This is a genomic window from Bacillus sp. FSL R5-0422, assembly GCF_038610765.1.
GTDB lineage: Bacteria > Bacillota > Bacilli > Bacillales > Bacillaceae > Bacillus > Bacillus pumilus_O.
In genome coordinates this window covers 3,589,678-3,602,030 of record NZ_CP152014.1, presented here as the reverse complement: position 1 = coordinate 3,602,030, position 12,353 = coordinate 3,589,678, and the positions used below count along the sequence as shown (strand labels likewise).

Below are 12,353 nucleotides of genomic sequence, written 5' to 3'. Positions count from 1 at the left end.
AACCTCCTCATGGTAATTTTGACTATAGACGATGTTTTTCACTTTTTTATTGGTGAAAATGTTAAAATGATGAGTAGCGTATTTTTTTATGAAAGGACGGTGCTTGGCATGACGGAACTTCTCGATGACCGGCTGCCGCCGCAAAATATAGAAGCCGAGCAGGCCGTATTAGGTGCTGTTTTTTTAGAACCATCTGCGCTCACGCTCGCTTCTGAGGTATTAATTCCAGAGGATTTCTATAGAATGTCGCATCAAAAGATTTATAATGCGATGCTTGTACTTGGTGATAGAGGGGAACCGGTCGATCTTGTTACGGTGACATCTGAACTGGCCAATACAGATTTACTAGAAGAGGTAGGCGGGATTTCGTATTTAACCGATATTGCGAACTCTGTCCCAACTGCCGCAAACATAGAATACTATGCAAAAATTGTAGAAGAGAAATCCATTTTAAGACGTCTGATCCGCACGGCGACAACCATTGCACAGGATGGATACACGCGTGAGGATGAAGTAGAGGATCTGTTGAGTGATGCTGAAAAGACCATTATGGAAGTGGCGCAGCGTAAAAACTCAGGAGCTTTCCAAAACATTAAGGACGTGCTTGTTCAGACATATGATAATATTGAACAGCTTCATAACCGAAAAGGCGATATCACAGGGATTCCAACAGGTTTCTCCGAGCTTGATCGGATGACAGCTGGATTCCAGCGAAATGACTTAATTATTGTAGCAGCTCGTCCATCAGTAGGGAAAACGGCTTTCGCATTGAACATCGCACAGAATGTTGCGACCAAAACGGACGAAAGTGTCGCCATCTTTAGTTTAGAGATGGGATCTGAGCAGCTAGTTATGCGTATGCTTTGTGCAGAGGGGAATATCAATGCACAAAACCTAAGAACCGGTAATCTGACAGAAGAGGACTGGGGCAAGCTGACAATGGCGATGGGCTCGCTATCGAATAGTGGGATTTTCATTGATGATACACCAGGAATCAGGGTAAGTGAAATTCGCTCAAAATGCCGCCGCTTGAAGCAAGAAAACGGTCTTGGTATGATCCTGATTGACTACTTACAGCTCATTCAAGGGAGCGGACGATCAAGCGATAACCGTCAGCAAGAGGTTTCTGAAATCTCTCGGGCATTAAAATCGCTGGCAAGGGAGCTTGAAGTTCCAGTTATTGCTTTGTCTCAGCTTTCACGTGGAGTAGAGCAGCGTCAGGACAAACGTCCGATGATGTCTGATATTCGTGAATCAGGAAGTATCGAGCAGGATGCCGATATCGTGGCATTCCTTTATCGTGATGATTACTACGACAAAGAATCAGAGAATAAGAACATTATTGAAATCATCATTGCCAAACAGCGTAACGGCCCAGTGGGTACAGTATCACTGGCGTTCGTCAAAGAATATAACAAATTCGTCAACCTGGAAAGAAGGTTTGACGATGCGGGTGTTCCGCCCGGTGCTTAAAGCCCAGCTCAAGAAGCTGGGCTTTTTTTAATGGATCTACATCGAAAGAATGATTGAAAAACGATCGAAATGAGGAGGAGAGAAAGACTGAGAAATCGTATACTAAAAGAAGAAAAGGAGTGATGACTGATGAAATTTCAACAGTTCGAAGCCGCTCAATTACGCATCGCACGCCCAACCGTCAACATGGAAGAGGTTGTGTCCTTTTATGAAGAAGGCTTAGGGCTCAAACGAATAGGCTCGTTTGATCAGCATGAAGGATATGATGGTGTCATGCTGGGGCTCCCTCATCAGCATGTTCATTTAGAAATCACAAAGCATGAAGAAGAAGAAAGTTTGCCCGCCCCGCATCCAGAACAGCTTCTTGTGTTCTATATTCCGGATGCTGAGGAATTTCAGCAAATGAAAGAGAGGTTGCTCTCATTTGGCGGACGGCAAGTCACCTCTACAAATCCATATTGGGAACGGGGTGGAGCAACCATTGAAGATCCAGATGGGTATCGCATTGTGCTCATGAACACAGATGGCATCACCCCTGTTTAAAAAAGACTCCCATGCCCGGGAGTTTTTTCTGTTATGAACGAGGTGTGACACGCAGTTGATCACATCTTCCAAAAGCCTATTTTAACAAGCTAGTCACTCTATTAAAAACTGGGGAAGGTCCTTCAAGCAGCCGAAGAGAATGGGATTTTTTATATCCGGGCTGATGTTGTAGGTTGTTCATTATATATATACTCCCAGTCATTTTAATCTAAGGATATTAGAAGTTTTACCTTAAAAAATTAAGATGTAGTAAGAGAACTTCATAAATAGTGTTATATTGAAAATATAGATAAATATTCAAATTATTAATGCGTAGGCTTCTAATATAACTGCGCTTTAGGAGGGGTTTTATTTGTTATTTGTGGGCATTGCGATTTTGTTGGTGATCTGTATTTCAGGCTCCACGATCGAGAAGAGAATAAAAAATATTGAGCAGCAAAATAACACCATCATAGAACTGTTAAAAGAGCAATTGGACTATAAAAAATAAGCTCGGTATAGACCCGTAAGCCAACTATATAGTCAGCTTACGGGTTTTCATTTTTAGAGTTCTGAACACCGAATGATCATGCCTTGTGTGAAAATTAGTAAGAACAATCAGAGTTTGCACCGTAATTCGCCATCTCTGCTTACATTGGAACGGCTGAATGGTGGCTGAGGACAGGTAGACCGTATTCACCAGACTTTATGGCAAATTCGATGATTCATTTAATTGAAAATCAATAGAAAGTAAAAAACATTGGTTTTACTCAAAATCTCCCTTTTTAAGCGCTGAAGAAGTGAGTAAAGCGCTTTTTCTCATATTTAAAACGAACAAAATTTGATTTCGAGATATTAATGTTCGGATTTCACGTTGACTTTTTCGGTTTGCATTGATAAAATAAATGTGTTTGAAAGAGATAACGTTTTGAAAGGTTAACGGAGGTGCACGATATGTCTTCAGTAGTCGTAGTAGGTACGCAGTGGGGTGACGAAGGGAAAGGGAAAATTACCGATTTCCTTTCAGAAAATGCAGAGGTGATTGCCCGTTATCAAGGGGGAAACAATGCAGGTCACACGATCAAATTTGATGGAGTGACTTACAAGCTACACCTCATTCCGTCCGGTATTTTTTATCAAGAGAAAACTTGTGTCATCGGTAATGGAATGGTGGTTGATCCTAAAGCGTTGGTCACTGAGCTTGCGTATCTTCACGAACGGAATGTGAGTACAGATAACCTCAGAATCAGCAATAGAGCCCATGTGATTTTACCTTACCATTTAAAATTGGACGAGGTAGAAGAAGAGCGGAAAGGGGCTAACAAGATCGGTACGACGAAAAAAGGAATCGGACCAGCTTATATGGACAAAGCAGCTCGTATCGGTATCCGTGTCGCAGATCTATTAGATCGTGAAGTATTTGAAGAGAAGCTTGCGCGTAATCTAGAAGAGAAAAATCGTCTTTTAGAGAAAATGTACGACGCAGAAGGCTTCAAGATTGAAGATATTTTAGACGAGTATTATGAATATGGCCAGCAAGTGAAAAAATATGTCGTGGACACATCTGTTGTCTTGAATGACGCACTAGATGAAGGCCGCCGCGTGCTATTTGAAGGTGCACAAGGTGTTATGCTTGATATCGATCAAGGGACATATCCATTTGTTACGTCATCTAACCCAGTGGCTGGGGGAGTGACGATTGGTTCTGGTGTAGGACCAACGAAGATTCAACATGTGGTCGGCGTGTCAAAAGCGTACACAACACGTGTTGGAGATGGCCCATTCCCGACAGAACTCCATGATGAAATTGGTGATCAAATCCGTGAGGTTGGCCGTGAATACGGTACAACAACTGGACGCCCGCGCCGTGTTGGCTGGTTTGACAGTGTTGTTGTCCGCCATGCTCGCCGTGTGAGCGGGATTACAGATCTATCTCTTAACTCAATTGATGTACTGACAGGGATTGAAACATTGAAAATCTGTGTCGCTTATAAATTGAATGGAGAAATCACAGAAGAATTCCCAGCAAGTCTAAATGAACTAGCGAAATGTGAGCCTGTCTACGAAGAAATGCCAGGATGGACAGAGGATATTACAGGCGTGAAGAATTTAAGCGAACTGCCTGAAAATGCCCGTCATTATCTAGAGCGCATTTCACAACTAACAGGTATTCCACTTTCCATTTTCTCAGTCGGACCAGATCGTTCTCAAACGAACGTTGTCCGTAGCGTGTACCGTCCATAATCATAGACTGATCAGACACCAGTAAAATTACACATTTTGCTGGTGTTTTTTTGTTTAAATATTTCTTAATTTCAGTAGAACAGGCTTCCGATCATTACCAAAATATGATAACTGTATAGGGGGAAGGGGCGTTCTAGTGAAAGAAAGAATAAGATTATTAGATATTTTAAGAGGTTTCGCCATATTAGGCACATTGGGAACGAACGTCTGGTTTTTTGCGTATGCAGGGGATACCTTTGCGACAGATCAGATTGCAGATGAATATGAGAATGGCAGTTTTTTAGAAAGCCTTGTTTCCATGTTCGTCTATGGGAAAATGCTCTCGCTGCTCACCATCATGTTTGGTGTAGGACTAGAGTTGAAATACCAGCAGGCCAAAAGGAAAAACTCGCCTTGGCCGGGTACATACTTATGGATTCTTTTATTTTTATTTATCGAAGGCTTTGTCCATTTTGCACTTGTGATGGAATATGATGTGCTCATGAGTTATGCTGTCACCGGTTTGCTTGTGGCATTTATTGTACGAGGAGGGAGCAAGCGTATTAAAAGAGGCATGATCTTCTCTGGAGTCATTCATCTGCTTGTTCTGTCCAGCTTGATGGTGTTCGCCCTCTCTGAAATGGAAACAGCATCGTATGATCAAGGTAGTGAACCCGCGCTGGAAGAGCAGATGCCAGAGACATGGATCTCGCAGATTCAAGAACGATTGCAACACTTTTTCATGTACCGGGGGGAAGCGATCTTTATCATTCCAATGAACACATTTTTGTTTTTATTAGGTGTGCGGATGATGAGAGCCGGTGTATTTTATGCAAATGAACGCGGGCAGTCTCTACGGAAAAGATTATTCCGAGTCGGTCTGTGGGTAGGGTTGCCTCTGAATGCACTTGTCTTCGTTCCGAACGAACTAGTGGAATTCGTGGTGCGCTATGCGTTTTCGCCATTCCTTTCTCTTTTCTATATCGCTGTTATTGCGAAGCTCCTGGCTCACACGGAGTCATGGTTCATGTGGAATTGGTTTGAATATGTAGGGAAAATGGCGCTTAGTTGTTACATCCTGCAAAATGTCATCTGCTCCATTCTTTTTTATAGCTGGGGATTGGGTCTTGGCGGACAAATCAACGCTCCTCTTATTGTATTGGCATGGCTGTTGATTTCACTTCTGCAAATTGCCATATCAGCGTTTTGTCTAAAGGTTTGGAGAATCGGTCCGATGGAATATATTCGTTCGCGGGCACTTTGCCGGGTGACGATGAAGAAAGCAGGATAAAGAGGAATCGTGACAATGTTTTTCAAAAAAAGTACGAAAAGAGAACAAGCGAATGCGCGTAAAGCAGCTGTGTCAGCATTTATCTTTTATCTTCTCGCATTAGGAGGACATGCGCTGTACTCTTATTTCCAGGATGATAAACCGCCAGTCACCTTTGTGATTCTCATGGCGGGTCTCCTTGTATTTTTCACCTCAGATTGGCTATACAATAAGAGACGTTCATAAAAGAAGCCCTCATGACGAGGGCTTCACAGCGTGTAGACAAACCCTCGCATTCTTTGTCAGTCCTGTGCGTTGGTGCTCACGAATGTCAAATTCGCTCCGCGCCACTGCTCGTCCTTCCTAGACTGCAAAGGTTTTCAGACCACGCTGAAAAGAAGACAAAGGGCTAAAATAAAGATCATTTTAGCCCTTTGTCAACAATCTGAGAAGCCCTCATGACGAGGGCTTCTTTCTTATTTCACGCTTTTATATTGACCTTTTAAGTTTTTACGGATGTACTGAATGATTTTGCGCAATTCGTTGGCATGCGGTCTGCCAAACGGACTTGTTTGCCTTTGCTGATAGAGGACTTGGCCCTTTTCGTTTAGTAAGAAATAGGCAGGTTCTCCGTGCACCCCGTGATCTTCATAAGGAGCATCTTCCCCATGATAGTGGACTTCGTATGCTTTTAATGAAGTGAGATCCTTGTCAGACATGATGGGGAAGGATAGTCCTTCTTTATCGGCAAATTCCTTCAAGTCATCAGAATGATCTGTTGAAATCGCCATTAAGTGGATATCCTTGTCTTGAAAGTATGATTGCTGCTGTTCGAGCTCTTTTAATTCTTCTACACATACTGGGCACCATGAGCCTCTAAAGAAGACAATGAGGTGCCAGCTTTGATGCTCCTCTAGATGTTTGTGAAAATCAATATGTTCGCCCTGAATGGTTGGAAGTGAAAAATTGGGCATTTTATCTCCTAATTTGAATGAACTCATACTGCTTCCTCCTTTTTAAATCACAATGTCACTTGTTTCATGTATAACCAATTTCGTTCGGTCTAAAACGTTTCTATGTGTTTGAATAGTCAGAGGTCATGAAAATGAAGGCGGTTGCAAGTAGAAGGAATTTGGCAGGAGATTTCAAATCCGACACTTTTTTTAAAAAAATGTCGAAAAACGTATTGCCATATGTAATTACTCTATGATATTATAAATCTCGTTGTTGCAAAGGTCTCTGAAACTTGTTAGGATGCGATGTTCCAGCTTTTTTAAAGCGATTGGTTTGACGCAATACAACTTCTTCAGAATTACTTTTCACAAACCGAGAGCCATTAGCTCAGTTGGTAGAGCATCTGACTTTTAATCAGAGGGTCGAAGGTTCGAGTCCTTCATGGCTCACCATGTATTGGCCCGTTGGTCAAGCGGTTAAGACACCGCCCTTTCACGGCGGTAACACGGGTTCGAATCCCGTACGGGTCATTGATTTACTTTAGCGTTAAGCTAATTTTTCCTCACTTGCTTGGAAGAGCACCACGATTGCTTTTTCGGGCAAGTTACTGAGGTCCGGTAGTTCAGTTGGTTAGAATGCCTGCCTGTCACGCAGGAGGTCGCGGGTTCGAGTCCCGTCCGGACCGCCATTTATATTTATTCATCTTTTTGATGATGGCTCGGTAGCTCAGTTGGTAGAGCAACGGACTGAAAATCCGTGTGTCGGCGGTTCGATTCCGTCCCGAGCCACTTCCAAACGCATCTGCAATCGCAGGTGCGTTTTTCTTATGAAAAGAAGGCATAAAAAGGGAGAAGCCGGACCTAGGTAGGGCCCGGCTCCATAAGAAGAAGACGTTACATTTATATAGACGATCGGTGACTGGAAAAGTTTCAATAAAAAAGGAAAAAAACCATCATTTTTTTGAGCATCGTCTTTCTATCCAACGATTGCTAGAAAAGAAAGCCGTTATTATTTTTATCTTTGCCACGTAAAACGTTATAATAGACAGTGAGCCTTTTTTGCTCAAATGAAAAAGGTCTGATGAAACATGCAAAAATGGAATGACATAGATGCTAAAAATGCAGGAGGAAATCACAATGGAAAAAAAGATTCTTGTCGTAGATGATGAAAAGCCGATTGCTGATATATTGGAGTTTAACTTAAGAAAAGAGGGCTATGAGGTTCATTGTGCATATGACGGCAATGAAGCCCTTGAAATGGTAGAAGAAATCAAACCAGACATTATTTTGCTAGACATCATGCTACCGAATAAAGATGGCGTTGAAGTATGCCGTGAAGTGAGAAAGAAATATGACATGCCGATTATCATGCTGACAGCAAAAGACTCTGAAATTGATAAAGTCATCGGTCTTGAGCTTGGCGCAGATGATTATGTGACGAAGCCATTTAGCACGCGCGAGCTGCTTGCCCGTGTGAAGGCGAATTTAAGAAGACAAATTGCTACGCCGCAGACAGAGGAAGAATCTGAATCAAATGATATTGAAATTGGATCACTTGTCATATATCCAGATGCGTATGTGGTGTCTAAGCGCGAGGAAACGATTGAATTGACGCACCGTGAGTTCGAATTGCTTCATTACTTAGCGAAACATATCGGACAAGTGATGACACGTGAGCACTTGCTGCAAACCGTATGGGGCTACGATTACTTCGGAGATGTCCGTACAGTAGACGTCACCGTCCGCCGTCTTCGTGAGAAAATTGAAGACAATCCTAGTCATCCAAGCTGGATCGTGACAAGACGAGGCGTCGGCTACTATTTAAGAAACCCAGAGCAGGACTAAGATTCTTATGAGTAAAGTAGGTTTTTTTCGCTCGATTCACTTTAAATTGACCTTAATTTACGTGCTGCTGATCATCGTCGCGATGCAGATCATTGGCGTGTACTTTGTGAAGCAGCTAGAGCAGTCCTTAATTAATTCATATGATAATTCCTTGAATCAGCGAATCTACTCGTTATCGTATTACCTAGAACAAGATTCATCGAAAAGTAAGGCAGAATTAAAAGAGGATGCTCAAAAGATATTAAACGACTTTAACAACAAAGATGAGTCTAATGAAATTTCTGAAGTCAGCTATATTGACGAAAGCAGAGAGGTGATTGCCTCTGTGAATAATGGCAGTCAGGAGATTGCCGGCAAGAAAATCACAGATCAAATCATTAGCCGGATTTTCGCAGTAGGCAAAGACTACGAAAAGAAATTCTATGACCCAGAATCCAATAAACGGGTGCGTATTTCTGCGACAGCCGTGAAAAATGAAAACCAAGAAACTGTCGGTGTGATTTATGTTGTGTCTTCGATGGAGAGCGTGTTTAACCAAATGCGAACCATTAACACCATTTTGGCGACGGGGACACTGATCGCCCTTGGGACGACCGCACTACTTGGGATTTTCATCTTTAGAACCATCACTCATCCTATTTCGGATATGAGGAAGCAAGCAATTGAGCTCGCCAAAGGGAACTTTTCCAGGAAGGTTCGAAAGTATGGACATGACGAGATTGGCCAGCTTGCGACAACCTTTAACCATCTGACGAGAGAGCTGGAGGAAGCGCAGCTCATGACAGAGGGAGAGCGGAAGAAGCTATCTTCTGTCATTGCCTATATGACAGATGGCGTCATCGCCACGAATCAAAACGGTGCGATTATTCTATTAAACAGCCCAGCATTAGAGCTGTTAAATGTTTCACGTGAAACAGCACTAGAGATGCCGATTACGTCCTTACTGGGCCTCGAGGACACGCATACCTTTGAAGATTTAGTTGAAAATCAAGATTCCATGCTGCTAGAAATCGAACGTGAAGATCAGCTGTCAGTTTTGCGTGTAAATTTCTCAGTGATTCAGAAAGAGCACGGGAAAATTGATGGATTAATTGCGGTCATTTACGACGTCACAGAGCAGGAGAAAATTGATGCAGAACGCCGCGAATTCGTTGCGAACGTATCGCATGAGCTACGCACACCGCTAACGACGATGCGAAGCTATCTTGAGGCGCTGGCTGAAGGCGCAATTGGAGATAAAGAGCTTGCACCAAGGTTCCTTAGTGTGACGCAAAATGAAACAGAACGCATGATCCGGCTTGTCAATGACTTGCTACAGCTATCTAAGTTCGACAGCAAGGATTATCAATTCAACCGTGAGTGGACGAATTTTATCAGATTTATCTCATTGGTCATCGATCGTTTTGAAATGACAAAAGAGCAGCATGTTGAGTTTATCCGCAATCTTCCGCAGCGTGAAATATATGTGGAAATCGATCAAGATAAAATCACACAAGTGCTCGATAATATCATTTCTAATGCGATGAAATACTCTCCAGAGGGTGGACATATCACGTTTACCGTTGATTTGGATGAGGAGAAGAGTCTTGTATTATTCAGCGTCAAAGATGAAGGAATCGGTATTCCGAAGAAGGATATGGATAAAATCTTTGAACGTTTTTATCGAGTGGATAAGGCGAGAACAAGAAAGCTTGGCGGAACCGGCCTTGGCCTTGCGATTGCAAAAGAAATGGTTCAGGCTCATGGCGGAGACATTTGGGCTGACAGCATTGAAGGAAAAGGAACCACAGTGACCTTTACCCTTCCGTACAATGAAGAACAAGAGGATGATTGGGATGAAGCGTGAGACCTTTAAAACCATAATATTGACAATCCTAATTGCGATCAGTCTTGTGTTTACGTGGAATATTTGGATGTTCCAGCCCGTCATGCAGGACCAGGCAGATGCCGGCACTAAGGTCGTGGAAACGAAGAAGATATCAAGCGATGAACCTAGAAGCCTCATTGATGTCGTGAAGCCGCGGGAGATGTTCATCCATTCGAATGGAGAGCATTTTAAAGTGGATCAAAAGGAACTCTTTCAAAACTTCTGGAATGATGTGAGCCTTTGGGATGTGAAAGAGATTTCGGATGTGTCAGATCAATATTCTGAGCAGAAATTTAAGAATTTCTTCTATGGAAACGGAGGACAGGGGAAGACATTGGATCTTGTGTTCAATGACCCGATTCCGATTGATATATTCCAAGCGCTGTTTAAATGGCCGAACAAGTCCATTGAATACAACTCGTTTGATCGGATGATTGTGCCGTTCTCCCAGCAAGATAAGGCCAATAAGAAAGTTTATTTGGTTTCATACAGCAAGGAAACGGTGCTTGAGCTGACAATAGAGTCTGCTAACTATCGAAATCTCATGGACAGTATCGCAGCCGCTCAAAACGAGATGCCGCGCTACGATCTTTATACGTTCTCTGCGAATTCGAAACGAGATTTCCTCCTTCCGAGAAAGCAAGAGCAGCTTGAATCGAAAATGTTCTTTATCGAAACGATTAAAACAAGCAAATTCAAGGACGCTCTGTTTACGGACCCGAGTCTTGTCGGTGAGGAGTCTAATTTAAACCGAACGGTGTACACAGATGGCACAAGCCGTCTTGAAGCGAATCAAAAAGACCACCGCATCCAATATCAGCACCGCAACATCAACAGCAGCACCGTTTTCCAAACGGGCGATTTGATTAAGCGAAGTGTGAAGTATTTCAATGATACGGGGAGCTTTACCGATGACTATCAATACTTTGGCATCAATAGCAACCAGCAGCTTTCCTTTAATATGTTTATGGATGGCCTGCCGATCGTCAACAGTACAAAGCACCCATTTGGGATGACCTCGCTTGAAGTACAGTGGGCGAATGATGACATCTTAAATTACAAGCGTCCAAACTATATTCTAGGCAACAAGGCGAGTCAAAGTGAACAGGTCAAGCTGATGAACGGGACAGAGTTGAAAGACTTAATCGTCAAGCAGACGAAATATGATGACCTTGAGAAAATTGAACAAATTTTCCCGGCCTATCAAGCTGTTTCCACCGCATCAGATCAAGATCAAGCGATGTTTGTCTGGCTGGAGCCAGTATGGTGCATGAAATACAACGGCAAAACCGTGATTCTATCGCATGATTTGTTGACAGAGGGGAGCGAGAATCATGGAGTGGAATAAGACCAAAACGATCTTTATCCTAGCCTTTCTCGTTCTCGATATCTTTCTAGGTTTTCAATACTTTGAAAAACGATCGACTGATCATTTTGCGATTATCGAAAAAACGGATACGCTGGAAGAAATGAAGGCAGACGGGATCAAATATGGCAATCTATCAGATGAAGCGAAGATTGGCTACCGCATTACAGCTGAAAAGAAGCAATATACGAAAAAGGATGTCGACGAATTAGCTGATCAAAAGGCGAAAAGCACATTCCCGAAAACAGACAAAGATGATCCTGTCACGCTGCTTGAAATGACCTTCAATAAACCAGTGGCTTTACCGAAAAAAGATATGAAAACAGCGGCGGCAAACCTGGTGAACCAGCGTTTGCTAGATGGGAAGAATTATAAGCTGTGGAGTATTGATGAAGAGACAGGGAAAATCGTCTTTTTCCAAACGTATAAAGGGAAATACATTTTCCAAGAGGGGCTTGATGACTCCGAAACCATCGGAAAAATCACCCTAGATCTAAATGATAAAAATGAGGTCGTATCATATCAGCAGTCGATGGTGATATCGATTAATGAAGTGAGAAAAGAAACCCTTGTGCCAGCGCTTGAAACTGTGAAGGACTTATATACGCAAAACATGCTGAGCCAAAACACGACCGTGAAAAAGGTAGAGCTAGGCTACTATACGCAATATCCAGGTGCAAGCACGCAGGTTATGGTGCCTGTATGGCGAGTCGAGCTTGAGGGCGTATCAACTGGTTCAAAGAAAAAGACAGAAGAAGAATATTTGATCAATGCCATTGATGGCTCAACACTTGATCATATAGAGAAAGATGACAAATCTTCAATGGAGTGAGA

The 12,353-nt window shown here is 42.7% G+C and carries 11 protein-coding genes and 4 tRNA genes; 14 read left to right on the top strand and 1 reads right to left on the bottom strand.

Features of this window, described 5'->3' with window-relative positions:
- Positions 1 to 108 precede the first annotated feature (108 nt).
- The 6 genes from dnaB (at position 109) to MKX52_RS18410 (ending at position 5,734) form a co-directional block, all read left to right on the top strand.
- On the top strand, positions 109 to 1,473 hold the full coding sequence (dnaB, locus tag MKX52_RS18435; RefSeq protein WP_012011888.1) for a replicative DNA helicase: 1,365 nt from the start codon (positions 109 to 111) through the stop codon (positions 1,471 to 1,473).
- A 129-nt stretch (positions 1,474 to 1,602) separates the two neighbouring features.
- Entirely contained in the window at positions 1,603 to 2,016 is a 414-nt protein-coding gene (locus MKX52_RS18430) for a VOC family protein (protein ID WP_012011887.1), read from the top strand.
- A 352-nt stretch (positions 2,017 to 2,368) separates the two neighbouring features.
- A complete protein-coding gene (locus tag MKX52_RS18425; RefSeq protein WP_186316308.1) occupies positions 2,369 to 2,506 on the top strand; it encodes a hypothetical protein in 138 nt (45 codons plus the stop codon).
- Between the two features lie 443 nt (positions 2,507 to 2,949).
- A complete protein-coding gene (locus MKX52_RS18420; RefSeq protein ID WP_342491221.1) occupies positions 2,950 to 4,239 on the top strand; it encodes an adenylosuccinate synthase in 1,290 nt (429 codons plus the stop codon).
- Between the two features lie 136 nt (positions 4,240 to 4,375).
- The gene (locus MKX52_RS18415; RefSeq protein ID WP_342491220.1) at positions 4,376 to 5,509 is read left to right on the top strand and encodes a DUF418 domain-containing protein; all 1,134 of its coding nucleotides are present in this window, start codon (positions 4,376 to 4,378) and stop codon (positions 5,507 to 5,509) included.
- A 15-nt stretch (positions 5,510 to 5,524) separates the two neighbouring features.
- On the top strand, positions 5,525 to 5,734 hold the full coding sequence (locus MKX52_RS18410) for a hypothetical protein (protein WP_012011882.1): 210 nt from the start codon (positions 5,525 to 5,527) through the stop codon (positions 5,732 to 5,734).
- Between the two features lie 230 nt (positions 5,735 to 5,964).
- Here MKX52_RS18410 and MKX52_RS18405 read toward each other — a convergent pair whose 3' ends face one another.
- Positions 5,965 to 6,489, bottom strand: coding sequence for a peroxiredoxin family protein (locus MKX52_RS18405; RefSeq protein WP_012011881.1), 525 nt, complete (start codon positions 6,487 to 6,489; stop codon positions 5,965 to 5,967).
- A gap of 329 nt (positions 6,490 to 6,818) precedes the next feature.
- Between MKX52_RS18405 and MKX52_RS18400 the strand changes: the two genes are divergently transcribed.
- The 8 genes from MKX52_RS18400 to yycI all read left to right on the top strand — a co-directional run bounded on the left by MKX52_RS18400 (position 6,819) and on the right by yycI (position 12,351).
- Positions 6,819 to 6,894 (top strand) — tRNA-Lys (locus MKX52_RS18400).
- Between the two features lie 6 nt (positions 6,895 to 6,900).
- A tRNA-Glu gene (locus MKX52_RS18395) sits at positions 6,901 to 6,972 on the top strand.
- An 81-nt stretch (positions 6,973 to 7,053) separates the two neighbouring features.
- A tRNA-Asp gene (locus MKX52_RS18390) sits at positions 7,054 to 7,130 on the top strand.
- A gap of 27 nt (positions 7,131 to 7,157) precedes the next feature.
- Positions 7,158 to 7,230, top strand: a tRNA-Phe gene (locus MKX52_RS18385).
- A gap of 348 nt (positions 7,231 to 7,578) precedes the next feature.
- Positions 7,579 to 8,286: a response regulator YycF gene (yycF, locus tag MKX52_RS18380; protein ID WP_003215017.1), complete on the top strand. Its 708-nt coding sequence runs from the start codon at positions 7,579 to 7,581 to the stop codon at positions 8,284 to 8,286.
- A 7-nt stretch (positions 8,287 to 8,293) separates the two neighbouring features.
- The gene (walK, locus tag MKX52_RS18375) at positions 8,294 to 10,132 is read left to right on the top strand and encodes a cell wall metabolism sensor histidine kinase WalK (protein WP_012011880.1); all 1,839 of its coding nucleotides are present in this window, start codon (positions 8,294 to 8,296) and stop codon (positions 10,130 to 10,132) included.
- Positions 10,122 to 11,501, top strand: a complete 1,380-nt coding sequence (yycH, locus tag MKX52_RS18370; RefSeq protein ID WP_342491219.1) for a two-component system activity regulator YycH — start codon at positions 10,122 to 10,124, stop codon at positions 11,499 to 11,501. Before walK ends, yycH begins: the two co-directional genes overlap by 11 nt.
- Positions 11,488 to 12,351 carry a two-component system regulatory protein YycI gene (gene yycI / locus MKX52_RS18365; RefSeq protein WP_088001940.1) on the top strand — a complete coding sequence of 288 codons (864 nt, stop codon included), beginning with the start codon at positions 11,488 to 11,490 and terminating at the stop codon, positions 12,349 to 12,351. The genes yycH and yycI overlap by 14 nt, the downstream gene beginning before the upstream one ends.
- Positions 12,352 to 12,353: the final 2 nt, after the last annotated feature.